At 38.7% G+C, this 20,940-nt stretch carries 19 protein-coding genes, 2 tRNA genes and 1 pseudogene; 11 read left to right on the top strand and 11 right to left on the bottom strand.

Annotated elements, in window-relative coordinates; translation table 11 throughout:
* Positions 1–63 precede the first annotated feature (63 nt).
* The 3 genes from H5125_RS13305 (at position 64) to H5125_RS13315 (ending at position 2,635) form a co-directional block, all read left to right on the top strand.
* Entirely contained in the window at positions 64–393 is a 330-nt protein-coding gene (locus tag H5125_RS13305; RefSeq protein WP_182744480.1) for a hypothetical protein, read from the top strand.
* A 47-nt stretch (positions 394–440) separates the two neighbouring features.
* Complete coding sequence (locus H5125_RS13310) at positions 441–617, top strand: hypothetical protein (RefSeq protein ID WP_220487354.1); 177 nt, start codon at positions 441–443, stop codon at positions 615–617.
* A 164-nt stretch (positions 618–781) separates the two neighbouring features.
* On the top strand, positions 782–2,635 hold the full coding sequence (locus H5125_RS13315; RefSeq protein ID WP_182744481.1) for a BspA family leucine-rich repeat surface protein: 1,854 nt from the start codon (positions 782–784) through the stop codon (positions 2,633–2,635).
* A 739-nt stretch (positions 2,636–3,374) separates the two neighbouring features.
* Here H5125_RS13315 and H5125_RS13320 read toward each other — a convergent pair.
* The 3 genes from H5125_RS13320 to H5125_RS13330 all read right to left on the bottom strand — a co-directional run bounded on the left by H5125_RS13320 (position 3,375) and on the right by H5125_RS13330 (position 5,208).
* Positions 3,375–3,451, bottom strand: a tRNA-Val gene (locus tag H5125_RS13320).
* Positions 3,452–3,489: 38 nt separating this feature from the next.
* Positions 3,490–3,566, bottom strand: a tRNA-Val gene (locus H5125_RS13325).
* Positions 3,567–3,837: 271 nt separating this feature from the next.
* Complete coding sequence (locus H5125_RS13330) at positions 3,838–5,208, bottom strand: MATE family efflux transporter (RefSeq protein ID WP_182744482.1); 1,371 nt, start codon at positions 5,206–5,208, stop codon at positions 3,838–3,840.
* A 29-nt stretch (positions 5,209–5,237) separates the two neighbouring features.
* Here H5125_RS13330 and H5125_RS13335 point away from each other — a divergent pair, with 29 nt between their 5' ends.
* The gene (locus H5125_RS13335; protein ID WP_101088268.1) at positions 5,238–5,852 is read left to right on the top strand and encodes a riboflavin synthase subunit alpha; all 615 of its coding nucleotides are present in this window, start codon (positions 5,238–5,240) and stop codon (positions 5,850–5,852) included.
* Positions 5,853–5,941: 89 nt separating this feature from the next.
* Here H5125_RS13335 and H5125_RS13340 read toward each other — a convergent pair whose 3' ends face one another.
* Positions 5,942–6,142, bottom strand: a complete 201-nt coding sequence (locus tag H5125_RS13340) for a CPXCG motif-containing cysteine-rich protein (RefSeq protein ID WP_101088269.1) — start codon at positions 6,140–6,142, stop codon at positions 5,942–5,944.
* A gap of 494 nt (positions 6,143–6,636) precedes the next feature.
* Between H5125_RS13340 and thrS the strand changes: the two genes are divergently transcribed.
* The 5 genes from thrS (at position 6,637) to H5125_RS13365 (ending at position 11,439) form a co-directional block, all read left to right on the top strand.
* Positions 6,637–8,565, top strand: a complete 1,929-nt coding sequence (gene thrS, locus H5125_RS13345; RefSeq protein WP_101088270.1) for a threonine--tRNA ligase — start codon at positions 6,637–6,639, stop codon at positions 8,563–8,565.
* A 3-nt stretch (positions 8,566–8,568) separates the two neighbouring features.
* Positions 8,569–9,111, top strand: a complete 543-nt coding sequence (gene infC / locus H5125_RS13350) for a translation initiation factor IF-3 (RefSeq protein WP_081430133.1) — start codon at positions 8,569–8,571, stop codon at positions 9,109–9,111.
* Between the two features lie 83 nt (positions 9,112–9,194).
* The gene (gene rpmI / locus H5125_RS13355) at positions 9,195–9,389 is read left to right on the top strand and encodes a 50S ribosomal protein L35 (RefSeq protein ID WP_011496149.1); all 195 of its coding nucleotides are present in this window, start codon (positions 9,195–9,197) and stop codon (positions 9,387–9,389) included.
* A 16-nt stretch (positions 9,390–9,405) separates the two neighbouring features.
* Entirely contained in the window at positions 9,406–9,765 is a 360-nt protein-coding gene (gene rplT, locus H5125_RS13360; RefSeq protein ID WP_011637486.1) for a 50S ribosomal protein L20, read from the top strand.
* A gap of 480 nt (positions 9,766–10,245) precedes the next feature.
* Entirely contained in the window at positions 10,246–11,439 is a 1,194-nt protein-coding gene (locus H5125_RS13365) for an amino acid aminotransferase (protein ID WP_182744483.1), read from the top strand.
* 209 nt (positions 11,440–11,648) lie between these two features.
* Here the strand turns inward: H5125_RS13365 and yvcK are convergent, their stop codons facing one another.
* Positions 11,649–12,605, bottom strand: a complete 957-nt coding sequence (yvcK, locus tag H5125_RS13370) for a uridine diphosphate-N-acetylglucosamine-binding protein YvcK (RefSeq protein ID WP_101088272.1) — start codon at positions 12,603–12,605, stop codon at positions 11,649–11,651.
* Positions 12,606–12,871: 266 nt separating this feature from the next.
* Here yvcK and H5125_RS13375 point away from each other — a divergent pair, with 266 nt between their 5' ends.
* Both H5125_RS13375 and H5125_RS13380 read left to right on the top strand, forming a co-directional pair.
* Positions 12,872–13,690, top strand: a complete 819-nt coding sequence (locus H5125_RS13375) for a glucosaminidase domain-containing protein (protein WP_101088273.1) — start codon at positions 12,872–12,874, stop codon at positions 13,688–13,690.
* A complete protein-coding gene (locus H5125_RS13380; protein WP_182744484.1) occupies positions 13,683–14,336 on the top strand; it encodes a DUF2987 domain-containing protein in 654 nt (217 codons plus the stop codon). The genes H5125_RS13375 and H5125_RS13380 overlap by 8 nt, the downstream gene beginning before the upstream one ends.
* 79 nt (positions 14,337–14,415) lie before the next feature.
* On the opposite strand, the gene ttcA is transcribed toward H5125_RS13380, so the two are convergent.
* The 6 genes and pseudogenes from ttcA to H5125_RS13410 all read right to left on the bottom strand — a co-directional run bounded on the left by ttcA (position 14,416) and on the right by H5125_RS13410 (position 20,940).
* Complete coding sequence (gene ttcA, locus H5125_RS13385) at positions 14,416–15,354, bottom strand: tRNA 2-thiocytidine(32) synthetase TtcA (protein WP_101088275.1); 939 nt, start codon at positions 15,352–15,354, stop codon at positions 14,416–14,418.
* A gap of 91 nt (positions 15,355–15,445) precedes the next feature.
* Positions 15,446–16,375 (bottom strand): universal stress protein UspE, encoded by a 930-nt coding sequence (gene uspE, locus H5125_RS13390; RefSeq protein WP_162023119.1) that lies wholly within the window; start codon positions 16,373–16,375, stop codon positions 15,446–15,448.
* A 98-nt stretch (positions 16,376–16,473) separates the two neighbouring features.
* Positions 16,474–17,226 (bottom strand): electron transport transcriptional regulator EtrA, encoded by a 753-nt coding sequence (gene etrA, locus H5125_RS13395; protein WP_101088277.1) that lies wholly within the window; start codon positions 17,224–17,226, stop codon positions 16,474–16,476.
* Positions 17,227–17,555: 329 nt separating this feature from the next.
* Complete coding sequence (locus tag H5125_RS13400; RefSeq protein ID WP_182744485.1) at positions 17,556–18,245, bottom strand: sulfite exporter TauE/SafE family protein; 690 nt, start codon at positions 18,243–18,245, stop codon at positions 17,556–17,558.
* A gap of 131 nt (positions 18,246–18,376) precedes the next feature.
* A pseudogene (gene ccoS, locus H5125_RS22465) lies at positions 18,377–18,550 on the bottom strand (cbb3-type cytochrome oxidase assembly protein CcoS); the annotation flags it as partial.
* A complete protein-coding gene (locus tag H5125_RS13410; protein ID WP_182744487.1) occupies positions 18,547–20,940 on the bottom strand; it encodes a heavy metal translocating P-type ATPase in 2,394 nt (797 codons plus the stop codon). The pseudogene ccoS and the gene H5125_RS13410, both read right to left, overlap by 4 nt.

The raw sequence follows: 20,940 nt of genomic DNA on the forward strand, positions 1-20,940 counted from the left end.
ATACCTTACTTGTTGGTCCGCATTTTGTACTAAGTAAGCAAATTACATAAGGAAGCCGTTGCCATGAAAAAAGTCAGAGATGTTAATTATCGAGCTATTCATACAAAAAACAGTTGGCGAAAAGCCAGCCATGAAAGTATTGCTAATGCTTTAGGCAATACGAGAGGAGCTAAAGCGCTTTTCAATGGTAAGGCTGCCATAGATTACGATAAACATGGCCAACCACTTTATGTACTTGTATGGAAAGAAGGTGAACTTAATGGATTGGTCGTTAAGTCAGATCCTAATAATGAAAATGAAATTTTAACCGTTGAAATACCCGTTCATTTAATTATTAAATATGAATTGATTGGCTCGGCACAATTTAGTGAACTTGAACAATTCTTTAAATAGAACACTGACCCTTTATCTGTGCCATTTTTATAAACAGGGATGTATGTATGCCTTTAGATTTATCTAACACATGGGTTGTCGATATTTCAGCCACAGCTTTATTCGATATGTCGGAATCTGACCTGATATTCAAAGAAACCTTTGAATCAGATCCTGATACAGCCATTCAAAAATATCGCGAGTTTATGCTTTGTGATCTTATATCTCATTTTAGTAACAAGTAAGGTAATCTTAGTTTATTTAATTTGCATACCGATTGTATAATCCAAGTGTTTTGGTTCCTCTGAAAATCAAGACGCTTACAGTCTAATAATACATGAATTTATCACAATAAAATGAGCAACGTCTCTTACCTGAATTGCTCTTTATAATAAAAGGGAACTTTATAATGAAAAATTTGATTTTGTACGTTTTCGCCTCTGTTTTACTATTCGGTTGTGGGGGGGGTAATGATACAGTGCCAGAGCCTCCAACTGAAGTCACAATATCCTCAATTGTAATCGAACCTAATGCGATCGATATAGACATTAATCAATCTCAACAATTAACCCTTATCGCACTATACAGCGACGGAACAAGCCAACAATATACTGAAGCTGTTAATTGGCTATCAGAAACACCAAGTATTGCAACAATTGACAATGCAGGTATCGTACAGGCTATTTCGGTAGGTAATACTAATATCGTTGCGACAGCCGCTGGATTTAAAAGCGTAGCATCATTAACTATTACGCCATTGCCTGAACCTGATGTTGTAATAACTGCAATCAGTATTGAACCAAACACAATCAGTTTAGATGTTGGTCAAACATCAACGCTAATGCTTATAGCTACTTATTCAGACAATACAACTAAGCAGATAACAGAAGATATTAAATGGTCTTCATCTGTACCTCACATTGTTAGTGTAGACAATGAAGGGCTTGTTACCGCAATTGATGGTGGAGAGGCAGAGATTCAAGCAAGTGTTGCTGATTATACAATCACACCCGCCATAGTTACATCTATTCCACTAATCTATTTAGACAAAAATGGTGTGACTATAAAAGCAAACTCAAGTGCTAAAATTGGTGATAGCGCAATACTAGATGGCAAAACATACACGGTAGTCGATAAAGAAACACTTTTACAAATGATTGAAAATGATGATGATGTTACAAACGTCGTCACAACTAAGTTAACAAGTTTGAGTCGCTTATTTTTAGATAAGGCAGATTTTAACCAAGATATCAGCTCATGGGACACTTCAAATGTAATATATATGTCTTGGGTATTCCGTAATGCATCTTCTTTCGATCAAAGAATTGGAGAGTGGGATACATCAAATGTAATATCTATGTCGTCAATGTTTTGGGGGGCGACATCTTTTAACCGATACATTGGCAATTGGAATACATCTAACGTAGATGATATGTTCGGAATGTTTGGTTATGCCTCAAATTTCAATCAATATATTGGCGACTGGGATACATCAAAAGTAGAAAGTATGGTCATGATGTTTACTGGTGCTCATAAATTCAATCAGGATATTCAATATTGGAACACATCAAGTGTAAAAAGTATGTCAAATATGTTTAGTTTTGATGTCACTCAACATAATGCTAAGCACTATTTTAATCAATATATAGGTGATTGGGATACTTCAAATGTCACATCAATGAACATGATGTTTGCTGGAGCTGAAGATTTTAATCAAGACATTAGCGGATGGGATACTTCAAATGTCACATCAATGGGTGGTATGTTTTATCGATCTAAAGCATTTAATCAACCAATCGGAGGATGGGATGTTGCACAAGTAACCCATATGGATGGTATGTTTAATGTCGCCATTCGTTTTAATCAAGATATTGGCAATTGGAATGTGTCTAACGTTGAAGCAATGGGATCAATGTTTGGTTTAGCTGAAGATTTTAATCAAGATATTAGCGACTGGGATGTCACAAAAGTAACCAATATGGGTGCTATGTTTAATGCTGCTAGGTCATTTAATCAAAATATTGGTGATTGGAATACATCTGAAGTGACCTTCATAGGAAGTATGTTTTCAGGTGCAACTAATTTTAATCAGGATATTGGAGGCTGGGATACATCTGAAGTAACTAACATGGGAAGTATGTTTTCCGCGGCTACTAATTTTAATCAAAATATTTCATCTTGGGATGTGAGTAAGGTTACTGATTATTATTATTTTTCTGAAAACTCAGCTTTAATTGATGCCAACAAACCTTTGTTTAAATAACTTGAGTTGTATTTGGCATAGAGCTGATTTAACAATTAACCGTTTTCAACGTCTGTAAATAAGCCTACACCTTCTAAAGGAGGGTGTAGCAGGTTCTGTGTACCTGCAATTTAGTTAATATACTTCATAATTCTGTCTTCAAACTCAATAATAAATCGACTTATCGCAGTACGCCAGTATCAAATAAGCATTGTCTATTGTTTACTGGCTTCTATTATAGCAAGGTAAAGCATTTTCTTAGCCGAGTCATCATTTGGAAATAGCTTACATTTTTTTTAACGTTCGTATAATCACACTGATTAACGGAGCACAGATTGAAAAGGTTTGTTAGTGAATCGAACTAGCAGCGTAAAAAAGTTAATAAAGTTTATCGATGATCAATTAACGAATAAGGCAATTGTTTAATAATTTAATGATTTAATGATTTAATGATTGATAATAGTTCATGCCCACTTGAATAGTGGTCAAGGATTAAAAGATCAAAAACAACTTGTGCCAACATTTTTGGCACGAAATAGGCACAAAATTGCAAAAACGTACTTTTATGAGTTCACAATAACAAATTTTGATTGTGTAATTAAAGCTTCACTAAGCTGTGGGCTGGGGTAGGGTGCGTTTGAATACTTCTGCAACATTCTGGATTAGGCACGAATTATTTTTTTTAGGCACAAAAAACAATTAAATATAAAATTCAGTCTTATTTATAATTTGTATTTTTTCAAGAGGTTACTGCAAGAAATGGTACACCCGAGTGGACTCGAACCACCGACCCCTACCATGTCAAGGTAGTGCTCTAACCAGCTGAGCTACGGGTGTATTGTTTGAATCTGACTTTTTAGACTCTGTCAGAAGAGTGGTACACCCGAGTGGACTCGAACCACCGACCCCTACCATGTCAAGGTAGTGCTCTAACCAGCTGAGCTACGGGTGTATAATATCTTGCTTTCTATGTTCTGGTGTATTGAACCACCAATCCCTGCCGCCGTTATAAGAAAAGGTTAATGCTACTCTTTTTTACTAGCTGAGCTACGGGTGTATTGTTTAACGTTGCACTTTAAAATCTTTTGCTTCAAAGCGGACGCTATCTTAATGGGGATAGGCTGTTGCATGCAAGCAAAAAAAACATTTATATGTCTAAATGGTGATTTGCTGTGCAACTTGATTCAAGCTTAAGCAATGTGAGTCGCTTAAACTTCAAAAAATCAATTAGATTCGCCAATCTGTTGAAACTCAAATCCTTTCTTTTGAATGTATTTCAATCTAATAGCAAACAAAATTGCTGCCGAAGTTAAGCCAGCAATTAATCCAATCCAAAATCCGTGTGCGCCCATAGGTTCAAAAATAAAATTGGTATAACCTAAAATGTAACCTGTAGTAATACCAATCACCCAATATGAAAACAAGGTGATATAGAAAGCACTTCGAGTATCTTTATAACCACGTAATGCTCCAGCGGCGACTACTTGAATTGAATCTGATATCTGATAAAACGCAGCTAACATCATTAAACTACCAGCCAAAGCGACCACTTCAGGGTTATCGTTATACAACAAGGCGATTTGATGCTTAAAGGTGACGGTTAATAGGGCGGTAAAAATGGCTAGGGTGAATGATAACCATAAACCCACTTTTGCGACTAAAGCCGATATTTCTGGTTGCCCACGGCCAAGGTAATAACCAATTCGTATCGAGACAGCAATACCTATAGATAGTGGCAGCATAAAGACAATTGACGAGAAGTTAAGGGCAATCTGATGGCTTGCAACAACATTAGCGCCTAATGGAGCTAAAAATAACGCGATAATAGCAAACAGGCTGACCTCAAAAAATAATGCCATCGCAATTGGCATACCCAATTTAGTCATAGACCACATACTGGCTAAATGAGGACGGTAAAAATGCTTAAATGGCGCGAGCTGTTTAAATGTTTTATCAACTAACATGTAAATAATCATCGCAACTAACATGGCCCAAAAGACTAATGCAGTTGCAACACCACAACCAGCACCGCCCATTGCAGGAATACCAAAACCACCATAAATAAACACGTAATTAGCGGGTATATTGACTGCTAACCCAATGAAGCCTATCACCATTGTCGGCATGGTATAAGAAATCCCCTCACTGCAACCGCGTAATACTTGATACAACACGAAGGCTGGGGCACCCCACAAAATGGCATCTATGTAACCTACTGTTAATAAATGCAGTTTTGGCTCTAAATGCATAAAGTCGAGCAAATATGTTGAAGATGCGAGAAATAACATCACCCCAATACCACCTATTATGGCAATATAGCCCGCCTGAAAAATGAGTGATGGAATGATTTGTTGATTATTAGCCCCATGATGCTGTGAAAATACAGGGGTAAAGGACATTAACAAGCCTTGAACAAATAAGATTGCAGGTAACCACAGACTGGTGCCAACAGCAACGGCAGCCATATCTACTGCACTCACTCTACCAGCCATCACTGTGTCAATAAAACCCATCATGGTTTGAGTCACTTGAGCTATCAGCACAGGAAGCGCTAATTTTATCAAGCGTGAAATTTGAAAACCTGTATTATTCATTAAAAAACCTATAACGGAACGAGAGAATTATGTTTACTGGTATAGTTCAAGCCACTTGTGAAGTGGTATCGATTAACAATGCTGCAGGTCTTAAAACCTTTGAAGTTGCAATGACACCACCGTTAACCCAAGGATTAGTGACAGGTGCTAGCGTAGCTAATAATGGGGTTTGCCTTACCGTAACCAAGATACTAAATGATAAGGTTTTTTTTGATGTAATGGAAGAAACATTAGCCGTAACTAACCTAGGTAATACCAGTGTCGGTGACATGGTTAATATTGAGCGCTCGTTAACGTTTGGAACTGAGATCGGTGGGCATATTTTATCTGGCCATGTACATACTCTGGCCACGGTTAAGGCTGTCAGTAACACCGACGAGCATTACAATATTGAATTACAGGTTGACTCACAATGGATGAACTACATCTTTTATAAAGGATTTGTGGGAATAAACGGTTGTAGCTTAACGGTAGGTAAAGTCAGTGACAGTGGTTTTGTACTGCATTTAATTCCAGAAACCTTAAAGTTAACTAATTTGAATCATTATAACGTTGGCGACAAGATTAATATCGAAATAGACAGTCAAACACAGGTTATTGTTGATACTGTGGAGCGAATTCTTGCTAAAAAGCAACTCGCTTAATCACCCAACATAATCACCCAACATAATCACCTAAAATAATTATCTATATTAACTTGCCTGCTTTGAAGATTAAGCAGGCGAGCTAGGCATTAATAAATTTGTTCATCGTCAGAATCGATATGAAGTTCAATTGTTCGGCGGTTATCATCTAGGTGCATTCGAATGTGTATTGGATTACAACAAATACGGCAGTCGTCGTAATATTCTTGATCTCCAGAACTTGCATCTAAAGTGACATATTGATGATGCCCGCAATGCGGGCAACAAATGGCACGCGAAAGTAATCTCATTGCTAGTACTCCTCACTGACTCATTTCAGTAAGTATAGTGAGCATTTTATATTTTGGGTCATCCCTAAGCATGATTTAGATACAAATCAATATTATTCACTCACAACTAAGATTAAAATCTATTTTTACGTTTTTTAGTTATGAATCAGGGTTTAATGCAATCAATATAGTTAATCGTCACTAAATAGTCATCTTTAAAACAACAAACACCCTCTAAGGCAAGACACAATAAAGGTGGGCTAAAGTCATATTCACTGCTGACCAATACAGTTATCTTAACCAATGAATGTTGTTGAATACCTCATATATTGCAGTTATTCATCGCACCATGGTTGCGCAATAATCCGCTTATCACATAGAATAGAGACTTGCGTTTTTGGGTAACTAAGACTCCTGTACTGTCTTGATTTCATTAACGTGCTCTCGTTCAAAAAGAACATACTTAATTACCATGTGGCCCTACGTGTGGGTCACCACTGGAAAAGGAATTTTTAATGCCTATTATTACATTGCCTGATGGCAGCAAACGTGAGTTTGCCAATCCTGTATCGACTCTTGATGTTGCATTAGACATCGGCCCTGGTTTAGCAAAAGCGTGTATTGCTGGCCGCGTAAACGGTGAATTAAAAGATGCAACTGACTTAATCACTGCAGACTCAGAGTTAGCTATCATCACGGCCAAAGACGAAGAGGGTGTTGAAATCCTTCGCCATTCTTGTGCGCATTTATTAGGTCACGCGATCAAACAAATGTGGCCTGAAACCAAAATGGCAATCGGCCCGGTTATCGACAACGGATTTTATTACGACATCGACTTAGATCATAAGCTGACGCATGAAGATATAGAAGCCTTAGAAAAGCGTATGCTTTCGTTAGCTAAAACTAACTACGATGTGGTTAAAAAAGTTGTATCTTGGCAAGACGCTCGTGATGCTTTTAGCGAACGCGGTGAAGAATACAAAATAGCTATTTTAGATGAAAACATCAGTAAAGACGCAACACCAGCGCTTTATCACCACGAAGAATACATCGACATGTGTCGTGGTCCACATGTGCCAAACATGCGTTTTTGTCAAAACTTTAAGTTAATGAGCATTGCTGGTGCGTATTGGCGTGGTAACTCTGATAACAAAATGCTGCAACGTATATACGGCACAGCATGGGCTGACAAAAAAGCCCTTAAAACGCATTTAGTGCGTTTAGAAGAAGCTGCTAAGCGTGATCATCGTAAAATTGGTAAGCAACTAGATTTGTACCATATGCAAGAAGAAGCGCCAGGAATGGTGTTTTGGCATAACGATGGTTGGAGCATATTTTTAGAACTTGAGAAATTCATTCGTCAAAAGTTAGGTCAATACACTTATCAAGAAGTGAAAGGCCCTTTAATGATGGACCGAGTTTTATGGGAACGTTCTGGCCACTGGGATAAATACGCAGAAGCCATGTTCACCACTAACAGCGAAAACCGTGAATACGCGATTAAGCCAATGAACTGTCCAGGTCATGTACAGATTTTCAACCAAGGGTTAAAATCTTATCGCGACTTACCATTACGTATGGCAGAGTTTGGTTGTTGTCATCGTAACGAACCATCAGGTTCACTTCATGGTCTTATGCGTGTACGTGGCTTTACTCAAGACGACGCTCATGTTTTTTGTACTGATGATCAAGTACAAGATGAAGTCAGTGCATGTATCCAAATGGTATACGACACATACGCTACATTTGGTTTCGATAATATCGTGGTTAAACTGTCAACTCGCCCTGAAAAGCGTATTGGTGATGACGATATGTGGGACCGAGCTGAAGACGCTTTAAAGCAAGCTCTTGCCAATAATAATATTAAATATGAAATATTACCGGGTGAAGGCGCTTTTTATGGTCCAAAAATCGAATTTACTTTGCATGACTGTTTAGATCGTGCATGGCAATGTGGTACAGTACAACTCGATTATGCATTACCGACTCGTTTGGGTGCCACTTATGTCGCAGAAGACAACAGTCGCCAGACGCCAGTAATGATCCATCGTGCTATTTTAGGTTCTTTAGAACGTTTCATAGGTATATTGATAGAAGAATACGCAGGTAAATTTCCAACATGGCTTGCTCCAATGCAAGTTGTTGTAATGAACATTACCGATAAACAAGCTGATTATGTTGAAGAAATCGTTAAATTCTTCAAAGAACAGGGTATTCGAGCATCTTTTGACTTGAGGAATGAGAAAATAGGCTTTAAAATACGCGAACACACCCTAAGACGTGTGCCTTATTTATTGGTCGTTGGTGATCAAGAAATGGAAAATAAGGAAGTAGCGGTGCGTACGCGTGACGGTATCGATTTAGGCAAGTTAAAACTAGAAGATTTCGCCGCGATGATACGTCAACAGATTTCGCTCCGTAGTCTCAAATTGTTGGAGGAATAGGTCATAAAGATCAAAAGAACAGCAGGGCGACAGCCAGCCCCTAATAGAATCAATGATGAAATCACTGGTGTACCTGAAGTCCGTTTATCAGGTTTAGATGGTGAGCCAATTGGTATATTAAGTATAAAAGAAGCTCAGAACGTTGCAGATGAAGCCGGAGTTGATCTTGTAGAGATCAGTCCCAATGCTGAGCCACCTGTCTGTCGCATAATGGACTACGGTAAGTTCCTTTTTGATAAAGCGAAAGCTCAAAAAGAACAAAAGAAGAAGCAGAAACAGGTCCAGGTTAAGGAAATTAAATTCCGTCCTGGCACTGATGAAAACGACTATCAGGTAAAACTACGCAACCTGATTCGTTTTCTAGAAGATGGTGACAAAGCGAAAATTACGCTGCGTTTCCGTGGTCGCGAAATGGCACACCAAAACCTAGGTATGGATCTTTTGAACCGTATCAAGGCTGATTTGGAAGAGTATGCGGTTGTTGAATCTTTCCCGAAAATGGAAGGTCGACAAGCAATTATGGTGCTAGCACCTAAAAAGAAATAGTAGGGCAACCCTAAAGTAGCAAAAGTCTCTTGAGGCTTTTGCTCGCCTTACGTTTATTAACGTCCCAATGCGGAGTTTTAGAAATGCCTAAAATGAAAACAGACAAGGGTGTAGCGAAGCGTTTTAAGAAAACCGCTAATGGTTTCAAGCGCAAGCAAGCACACTTACGTCACATTTTGACCAAGAAAAGCACTAAGCGTAAGCGTCACTTACGTGCTAAATGTTTAGTTGCTAAATCTGACGTTCCAGCAATCGCGCGTCAACTACCATACGCTTAATTTAGGAGTTTAGAAAATGCCAAGAGTTAAGCGTGGTGTAACCGCACGTGCTCGTCACAAGAAAGTTTTAAAATTAGCTAAAGGTTATTATGGCGCTCGTAGCCGTACTTACCGTGTTGCTGTTCAGGCAGTAACTAAAGCTGGTCAATATGCTTACCGTGACCGTCGTCAGAAAAAACGTCAATTCCGTCAGTTATGGATTGCACGTATTAATGCAGCGTCTCGTCAAAATGGTCTGTCTTACAGCCGTTTCATTAACGGCTTGAAAAAGGCGTCTATTGAAATCGATCGTAAGATTTTGGCTGACATCGCTGTTTTCGACAAAGTTGTTTTTGCAACTTTAGTTGAAAAAGCAAAAGAAGCGTTAACTAAGTAATTAGTTTAGTCGCTTTAAAAAGAGGAACCTTCGGGTTCCTTTTTTTATATCCGTTAAACGACAAGATGGACTTAATAAAGTCCTCGCAATTCTATAACTGTTTTTTTGTAATGTAATATTAACTACAGAAAAAGATATTATCTGATAGTCATCCATATCATATCGAAACTTTCATTTTACTATCTTCTGACAGAAGTAACGCTAAATCACTTAGCTATTAAAAATGAATCTAAAGTTACTCACCAAATAAAAAGCAATTAGCAGTCAGAGTAGTGTTCCCTGTTCTGGTGGGGAGATAATACTAATGGCAGGAAGTGACTGGATAACTAACGAAATAACCATTATCGTGTACATAAATTTGAGGAATGTTCACTTTATTATAAAATTATCTCAACTATTAAAAATCTCACTACTCACTGTCGGCATACAATGGTATAACTAAACAAAATTAGTCTCTTCACCTCACTTAGGATAGTTGTAATGATCTTTTCTCAAGTCACGCTTGCGCCAGCAGACCCGATCTTAGGCTTAACAGATGCTTTCAAAGCAGATACTCGCTCACACAAAGTCAACTTAGGTGTCGGCATTTATAAAGATGAAGCAGGGCAAACGCCGATATTATCTTCTGTAAAAAAAGCTGAAGCTATTTTACTTGAAACCGAAAAGACCAAGAATTACCTCGGTATTGAAGGTGTACAAGCTTACAATCAAGTGGTTCAAGAATTACTCTTTGGGCCTGAGAGCCAAATTATATCGGATAAACGAGCTGTAACAGCTCAAGCACCCGGTGGAACTGGGGCATTACGGGTAGCATCAGAGTTTCTAGTCCGAAATACCAAATCAACAACCATTTGGGTTAGTAATCCTACTTGGGCTAATCACCAGAATATTTTTGAAACCGCAGGATTAACCGTTAAAGAATACCGTTATTACAAAGCTGAAACACACGATATGGATTTCGATTCAATGTTAGTTGATTTAGCCAATGCGGATGCCGGTGATGTGGTTTTACTTCATGGTTGCTGTCATAACCCAACGGGTATCGATTTATCGATTGAACAATGGACACTCGTCGCCAAGGTTTGTTTAGAAAAATCATTGTTACCGTTATTTGATTTTGCTTACCAAGGTTTTGGTGCTGGTCTAGATGAAGATGCACAAGGTCTACGTACAGTTGCTGCTGTAGTACCAGAGTTATTAATTGCAAACTCTTTTTCTAAAAACTTCGGTTTATATAACGAACGCGTCGGTGCGGTAACCATCGTTGCTGAAAATCAAGATGATGCAGTAAAAAGCTTTAGCCAAATTAAAAAAACTATCCGCGCAAATTATTCTAATCCTCCGGCACATGGCGGATTGATTGTAAGTACCATTTTAGCGGATGCTGCACTGCGCCAAGAATGGGAAATAGAATTGACGCTAATGCGTGAACGCATTGCTGAAATGCGCAGTTTATTTGTCGAAAGTCTAAAAGCTGAAGGTGTCGAACAAGATTTCAGCTTCATCTCTCGTCAAAACGGTATGTTTAGTTTTTCTGGTCTGAACAAAAGCCAAGTTGCTCGTTTAAAAGATGAGTTCGCTATTTACATTGTCGGTTCTGGTCGTATTAGTGTGGCAGGGTTAACGAAAAATAATATCCCAGCGGTGTGTAAAGCCATAGCTCAAGTGATTTAGTCTTAGCTATTGGGATATAAAAATGGCTGCATTATGCAGCCATTTTTGTGTTGACCATTTCAATTTTCATATTTCACAAAGTTGCACGTTAGCCAAATGTTTAACTCCATCAAATCACTTCTGCGAGCAGTATGCTCCATCAACAGAATTCATAACGAATATTAAACACTATGAGCTTCGATATGACTATAGGCCAATATCGATAAGTTTTATGTCATATTGCAATGACGGTATTCAGCCAAATCAATCGGCTTAAGGTGTAAGTCACAAACTTGGCTAATCGCTTCTGCTAATGCTGTTTTGTCATGTAACCCTGGATGATGTTGGCTGATTAATGGAAAGTGATTAAAACGAACACCATTAATGTTGGAATGAGACAACTTAATTTCATTTCCATGTTGAATAACATCAGCAATCACTTCTTTGCCTATTACCTGGTTAAACCAAGCAATTTTATCTTCAATACTAAACGTGCTTGCAGGTGAATACTCAGCGGTTAAATTATCAATTAACATAACATGTGCGTTCGACTCACGAATGCTCTTGGCTATTTGTGGCAGCAATAAAGGTGGCAGTATACTGGTTAAAAAACTCCCTGGGCCGATAATAATTAAATCAGCATTTGCTAGTGCACTACAAGCCTCTAATGTCGCTTCAACTTCAGGTTCTAATGATAATGCAATCGGCGCTTCCTTCATGCCATCGACATTAAGTTCACCAAACACTTTATTACCACAGTGGGTAAGTGCCACAAGATGAGTAGAAGCTTCCGACATTGGAATAATTTGTGTCTCAATTTTAAGTAAGCCACGAATTAAATTAACCGCTTCAAGTGGTCTTACACAAAGTTGATCAAGTGCGTGTAATACTACGTTACCTAAATTATGTCCCGAAAGTTCATTGTCACCCGTAAAACGATGATCAAATAACATTGAACCTAACGATGGACGATGTGCAAGATGGGAAAGACAATTACGTAAATCCCCCCAAGCAATAGTTTGTTGATCTTGCCTAAGCCTACCAGTAGAACCACCATTATCAGTCGTTGCAACAATTCCCGTTAATCTCGGACCTAAAAAAGATAATGAGGCAAGAATTCTGCCTAATCCATGTCCGCCACCGATGGCTACCACATGATGATAATTATTGAACTTTTGATTCAACATAATGTGTTCTCAAATCCTTGAGTTGTTGAATAAGACGATTCACAATCATAAATGACTGCCCCGTAAACACGTATAATGATTTTAACTGGATATAGTCATGAAAGTGTAATTAATTTTAGTTTTTGTAGACGCTGACTTAACGTATCGTGATCAATAACGGATAAGCACAGACTCTACAAAAGTGGTTTACTGTATCCTATCGTTTATTAAGGTTATAATTAGCGGGATTTATAAGTTGAAATGAATTTTTGATAAGGCAGGTACTGTTGAAGATAGGCAATGTGGGTCAAGTGACTTTTGCGTTAGGCTTAGCCGTTGTTGCTTTGTTGGCGATGCGACTCTTTATTTTTCCTAATACTAGCCAGATATCTGTAGCACCTGGTGAACGTCAGCTGAATAATATTGATCTAGGTAAGGTGCCGTTATTTGCTGAAATAGAAGATATTGCCACTAAAAAGCAAATATTTTTTGATTTTTTACGTCCGGCCATTGAAGCACAAAATCAGATTATTATTCACGATCGTCAATTTTTACTGGCTGTTATTGAGCAAATTGATAATGGCTTAGGACTAAGTGAAAATGATAGTGATAGGCTAACAACCATTCTTGAAAAATATCAATATGATGTTAAAGCAATTACTCGCATAACCTTAATGCCATTATTAAAGCGTATCGATATTATTCCGGTTGATATGGTATTAGTTCAAGCTGCCAATGAAAGCGGTTGGGGCAGTTCACGTTTTGCTGTCGACGGGTTTAACTTCTTTGGTCAATGGTGTTTTATTGAAGGCTGTGGTTTAGTGCCATTAGCGCGAGCTGATGGAAAAATTCATGAGGTTGCAGTATTTGATTCACCCAAAGATTCCATTATTGCTTACATGATCAATTTAAACACCAATTCCGCGTATCGTTTATTTCGTTCTATTCGTGCCGATTTACGGGCTCAAAAAGTTAAACCAACAGCCGAGAAATTGGTTTATGGGTTAATGAATTATTCAGAACGAAAAGATGAGTACATTGATGAACTCCTCGAAATGCTTAAACACAATAAGCCATATTTACAAGGGAACAAAGCTAATGCGTAATCGTACGCTACTTAACGGATTTATTTTTATATCGACTATTTTTATAGTGAATAGCAGTTTTGCTGAAACGGTTTCTTTAGAGTACAACGGCTTTTATGATCGATTAAAGCAAGTGAATAAGCAAAACTATCCTTTAGTTGAGCTAGCCTTTAGTGTTCCTATCACACCTGATTGCATCATAGTGTCAGGCAGTATTACCACTGAAAAAGAACAGTTCCCGTTAACATATACTAAACAACAACGTTTATTTATTCCTTACGATCCACAGCTGAAATCAGACCGCGGCTTAGTCAATATTAATGTGGTGGGTGATGCAGCACAGTGTGGGATTGCCATGCAAGTTCGCGCTAAAGAAACTAAACAACATTTTACTCAAACAGAACTATTAGCATTAACCGATGACATGAATAAATTACTTGATGGATTACAAGGTTTTCCAATGAAGTATTTTAGAAAACCGATTAATGGACTCACGTTTGAGTTTGCTGAAATACAAGCAGATGGCATAACAGTTAAGGTTGTTGTTGATAATGTAGAATCAATAGCTGACGAAAAATACACTTTAACACTCGAACAAATCAATCAGATAAAAAACATTTCATTTACCCACAAACCCAGTGTTGTGAGTCCTCTCGTAACCCAGTAATCTGAACTCAGGATAAATAATAAAAGAAAGGCGTTGATATCAACGCCTTTTTTTTATCTATTAACAGCTAGTCTATTTATTATGGCTTAAATGTCGCCACCACATCGATTCGATTACTAATGTCTAAATTGATGTGACCATTATTACTGATATCGACAAAATCAAAAGCAGGTAAGTCGGCATCAGCTACGTCACCAGTATTTACGGCATCTGGGTTACGCTTTAATGATTTAAAATCAAAATGTTCGCGATCAACACCTTGTGATGGTGAGGTATTTTGCATTGCAGTAAAAATAGTTTCAATACGCCCAGGATGTTGCTTATCCCACATTTGTAACATGTCTTTAACTGCGCCACGTTTTAAATTTTCTTGTGAGCCACATAAGTTACAAGGAATGATAGGAAATGATTTTAGGGTCGAATATTCTTCAATATCTTTCTCACGGCAATAGGCCAATGGACGAATGACCATATTGGCACCGTCATCAGACAATAGTTTAGGCGGCATGGCTTTTTGTTTGCCAGCATAAAACATATTCAAAAACATGGTTTCAATAATATCGTCGCGATGATGACCTAAAGCAATTTTTGTGGCGCCAATATGTTGGGCAAATCCATAAAGAGTACCACGACGTAAACGAGAGCAAAGTGAACATGTCGTTTTGCCTTCAGGTATCTTTTCTTTAACGATAGAGTAGGTATCTTTTTCGAGAATATGATAAGCCACGCCTAACTTATCTAAGTAAGCAGGCAACACATGCTCAGGAAAACCTGGTTGCTTTTGGTCTAGGTTAACGGCCACAATTTCAAATTTGATAGGGGCACGTTGTTGAAGGGTTAATAAAATATCCAGCATGGTGTAGCTGTCTTTGCCGCCGGAAAGGCAACACATAACACGATCACCATCTTCGATCATATTGTAGTCTGCAATGGCTGAACCGACTTCATGTCGTAGACGCTTTTGCAGTTTATTCATACGAGTAATATTTTGTTTAGCGATTGTATCAACTTCAGACATAAAAAATGCGCCCAGTAACCAAGTGTTTCAGGGCGCGTATTATTCCAGTATTCGAGGTCAGGGTAAAGTAGTTAACCTATTCTATTGGAGACTAATCTTCTAAAGGTGATTTATATCCATCAGGTTTAATCGCTAACAAATCGCAATTAATGCTGTCGATGACATGTTCAGCAGTATTACCAATTAATGCCGCTGAAAAACCAGTACGACCAACTGTACCAAGGACCACTAATTCGGCATCTAATTTAGCAGCCATTTCTGGAATCACATCTTCAGGCAAACCTTCTTCAACATGGCAATTTTCAAGCGGAATATTATAGGCTTGAGCTAAATACTGTACTCGTTGCTCATGTTGCATCCGCACTGTGTTGTTATACACATTGGCATCAAAGTCGGGCAGTTCAATGGCCAAATTTACTGGCGTACCAGGGTAACCATTGACTAAATGAACACTAGCAGAGAATTTTTTGGCTAGATCGAGTGCATGATTAATGATTTTGCCATTAAGCGTTTGATGATCTTCATCTTCACTTACCACATTAACCGCACAAACAATTTTTCCAGCCACTGGCCAATCGTGTTCTTTGACTAATAAAACAGGAACCGGAGATTTACGCATTAAATGCCAATCTGTAGGTGTAAAAATTACAGCTTTTAATTTGTCGTGTACGTGGGTGCTTTTAACAATTAAATCATAATTGCCTTTCATCGCATGATTAATCACACTTTCGAAAGGGCGGTTATGCCACACAACTTCGGTATTAATTTTTATATTGAATTTACTAAAACCATCTATGGCATTTTCTAACCAAGCGACACGTTGATCAATAACACCTTGGCGCATCGCTTCACGTTCTTGACTGGACAAAATTGAAGTCATTTCATATGAGAAGTCAAAAATGGATAAAAATGCAGTTATCTCTGCCTGACTTTTTGACGCTAATTCAACAGCACGTGCCAATGCGGGTTGATGATCCGTTGTAGGATTAATCACCACTAATATCTTTTTATAATCCTTCATATAACCTCCAAAGCTGTTGAGTTCTTATTTACATTACCTATTGATAGTATTACCGTTTGCTAATAAATAAACTTTGAGATAGATCATATATATCAAATTTAAGTGGCGATGCGAGCATTTCCAGCAAGGGTACTTAACGATGAGTGATCGATAATAGAAATATACTTACCCTTAACCTCAATTAAACCAGACTTTTGAAACCGACCTAATAAACGGCTAATTGTCTCAACTGTTAAGCCTAAATAGTTGCCGATATCACCACGAGTCATTGTCAGACGAAATTCATGAGGCGAGAAACCTCTATTACCAAAGCGATTAGCGAGGTTATTGATAAATGCGGCTAAACGTTCTTCAGCATTTTTCTTTGAAAGCAATAGGATCATCTCTTGATCACTCATAATTTCATTGCTCATTAAACGCATAATTTGCTGGCGTAGCTTAGGCATAGATCCAGATAAATCATCTAAAGTTTCATAGGGGATTTCACAGACCATTGAGGTTTCTAAGGCTTGGGCGAAGCTTTGATGACGTTGTGCATGAATACCATCAAAACCAATGACGTCACCGGCCAAATGGAATCCAGTAATTTGCTCATCACCTTGCTCAGTAATGGTATAACTTTTGATTGTACCGGAGCGAATTGCATACAATGACTTAAGCACGTCACCGGACTTGAAGATAAGGTCACCTTTTTGAATGGGTTTTTTACGTTCAATAATACTGTCGAGTTTATCAAGCTCATCATTGTTTAACGTAAAAGGGATACACAGGGCTTCCATACTGCAGTCGTGACAATGAATGGCGCAACCGGTAGTAGATGGACGTCGAGCTTTAATCAAATCTGAAGGCATACCCAATCTCAATTTATGAAGACGTTACTATGTTATACCATTCTGCATTAATAAGGTACTCTTCAACATCAGAGTCGCACTTACTATATGAAGAGAATGGACGCTGCAATCATGGCATTTTAAAACACAGTTGTAACTCACTTCGTTTCAACACACTGTAGATACCAAAGTTTGTCAGTAAAATGTATTTAAAAATGATTCTACATACTTAACAGCTTAACTTATAACCATTGATTTTAAACATAAAAATCTTTAGATCAATATCTGTGAAGCCGCTTAAAAATAGCCTATAGCTTAACGACAATAAATACATATTTGACCGTTATAAACTAGTTTAGTTGATTAAAAGCGATGTAAAGCGTTTGCAATCCAAATAACACTAAAAGCCCGCCACTGAATAATCTTACTGCCCGTTTTTGTACCCATTGAGCCAAGGTTTTAGCGGCTAATCCTGCAGCGAATAGAGCAGGTAAAGTCCCTAAACCAAACGCAAACATAATTAAGCCACCTTGTAATGCACTACCAGATGCAACTGACCAAGTTAATGTACTGTACACAAGGCCGCAAGGGAGCCAACCCCATACCATACCAGCCATAACAGCTTGCAATGGATGAGTAATAGGTATGAATTTACGCGTCAGTGGTTGTAAATATCGCCACAATATTTTGCCGACTTTTTCAATATGAACAATACCAAACCATATCTGAGCAATATAAAGCCCGGTAAGAATCATCATGGTGCCAGCAACAATTCGCAAAAAAATTAAATAACTATCAACATCAAATAAATGACCAAGGGCTGACACACTGCCACCGACAATGGCCCCAGCCACAGAGTAACTAAAGATACGTCCAAAATTGTAGCCAAACAAAAATGTGAGTTGAGTGCCTAAGCGGGTCTGGCCATTGGTGGGTATATTGGCTGAAAAAGCGCCAATTAATCCACCGCACATGCCAAAACAATGTGCAGCGCCCATTAACCCCACGATAAACGCGCCACCAACATTATATTCAATCACTGGGTTTACTCTGGTTTAGTGTGAGTAGTAGATGAAGCAGCAGAACCAACTGTATTTTGTTGGGCAACATCGGTAGTAGCAGAACGGTTAATTGGAAAATCATTAATTACAGAGCTGTCATTAGAAGAGTCTGCTTTAGCACTGCTGTTTTTGTTCATGCTGTTTTCGTCTTCATCGAATAAAATAGACACGCTTTGTCTATCTAAATCATCAAATTGCTCAGACTTTACTGCCCAAAAGAAAATAGAGACTGCTATCAATACAAACAACATAGCAATAGGTATTAATACGTAAATGATACTCATAACTTTATCCTAAGAAGGCGTAAGCTGTTGCTCACCACAATAAGTGAACTGACAGACATGCCAATCGCAGCAATATAAGGAGCAACATGCCCAGTAACTGCCAATGGCAAAATAATCATGTTATAAGCAAAAGCCCATAACAAATTTTGATGAATTATTCGCTGGGCTTGCTTAGCGACAAAGATAGCATCATTAAAACGTGATAAGTGATCGCCCAGTAAAATTAAGTCGGCACTGTTTTTAGCAATAGCACTGCCGCTTCCCATAGCAACAGACAAGTTTGCTCCGGCGAGCACTGGCGCGTCATTAATACCATCGCCAAACATAGCCACATTAGCCTGTTGTTGTAATTGATTCACTAACGCTAACTTATCTTGCGGCGATAAACCTGAATGCACATCAGAAATACCAAGTTTACTTGCTAAAAACTCAACATGACCCGAATTATCGCCACTGGCAATACTGAGTGTTATGTTAGCCGCCTTTAAGACATTTACGGTGGCTAAACTGTCGACTCTTAGCTCATCTAGCATTTCAATTTTAGCGACCAAATTATTATCGATGGAAAGATAAATCCACTGACTTTCTATTGCCTTCGAAGCCGCTATATTTGCCTCTGGGGTAACAAATTGTACCGTACCAATACAAACTTGCTGTTGGCCGATACTGGCCCGAATACCCAATCCAATATGATGGTCAACATTTTCAACAAAGTGTTTATTATCAAAAAAGGGCTTAAATGCTAATGCGATGGGGTGTAAAGAGCCTTGTTCAATTGCAGCAGCCATTGATAGGACTTGCTCTGAAGAATATTTGCCAAAGGTTTGTACTTCACCAATCGATAAATGGCCACAGGTTAAGGTTCCCGTTTTATCAAACACCACATGATTAATTTTAGTCAGTTTTTCGAAAACTCCGGCCTTGCGCGGAATCACACCTAACTTGGTAAAAATAGCCGTCGCACATGTCACTGCTGTCGGCGTAGCAAGGGCGAGGGCACATGGACAAGTGGCAACTAATACCGACAAGGTGATCCAAAAGGCATCATCAGGAGAAATAAATAACCAAACACAATAAGTTATTGCTGCTATCGATAATATGGTCGCGGAAAAGTATCGAGCTAAACGGTCGGCCACCAAAGCGATGGCAGGTTTGTTGTTTGATGCAAGTTCTTGTAAACGAATAATTTCAGCCACTAGCTGATCTTGACCTAACGCAGTGACTTTAACCTCAAGAGGTTGTTCTACATTAATGGTTCCAGCATACACAGTATCTGATACCTGTTTGCCTATTGGCATTTGTTCACCGGTTAACATCGCTTCATTGACACTTGATAGGCCTGCAACCACCTCGGCATCTGCTGCAATCACCTCACCAGGTTTGACCAAAATAATATCGCCAATGACTAGCTGTTTAGCAGCGATCTCTGTAATTTCGCCGTCACGGTATAAATGTGCGGTCAAAGGGACCAGTTTATGTAAATTACTCGAACTGACGGAGGCTTTTTGTCTGGCTGTTTGTTCAAAATAACGGCCAAGTAATAAGAAGAAGGTAAACATGGATACTGATTCAAAATACACTTCGCCATTGGCCTGAATTGTCGCGACACAGCTGGCTACATAAGCACCTAAAATCGCGATGGAGACAGAGACATCCATATTAAGCTTGCCACTTAATAGACTACGAAGCGCACTGAAATAAAAGGGTTGCGCAGAATACAATACCACTGGAGTAGCAAAAATTAAGCTAACCCAGCGAAAATAATCCCGAAACTCAACATCTAGGTCGGTAAAGTATCCAGTGTATAAGGCGAGGGCAAACATCATCACCTGCATGGTGGCAAAACCTGCAAGACCTAGGCGGAGTAAAAATTTACGACTGTCTGCTTTTGATTGTTTTTCTTGCTCATCAACTTGGTAGGGTGCCGCTTGATAGCCAATTTTACTGATAATCTGCAAAATTTCGCTGAGCTGAATAATTTGACTATCCCAACTCACTAACGCGCGTTGTGTGGTTGAGTTAACCAACACATTAGTGACTCCAGCAATAGGTTTGAGTTTATGTTCAATTAACCACGCACAAGCAGCGCAGGTAATACCGTCGATAGACAAAGAGGTTGAATCAATAGCACCTTGTTTATGAACAAAGTCTTGTTGAACTTCAGGTAAATCATAAGCACTGTACTGCGATAATTGCTCAGGGATCAAAGCAGTTTGACGATTGCCTGGCTCACTACGAAATTGATAATAGCTGCTTAAGCCAGCATCCATAATCGCTTGTGAAACCGCCTGACAACCTGGGCAACACATAGGTTGTGGTTGCCCATTAATCACGGTTGCAAACTGTTCACCCGTTAGCACCGGCTCATTGCAATGAAAGCAAGATGTCAT

This window comes from Shewanella sp. SR44-4, assembly GCF_014163715.1.
Classification (GTDB): Bacteria; Pseudomonadota; Gammaproteobacteria; order Enterobacterales; family Shewanellaceae; genus Shewanella.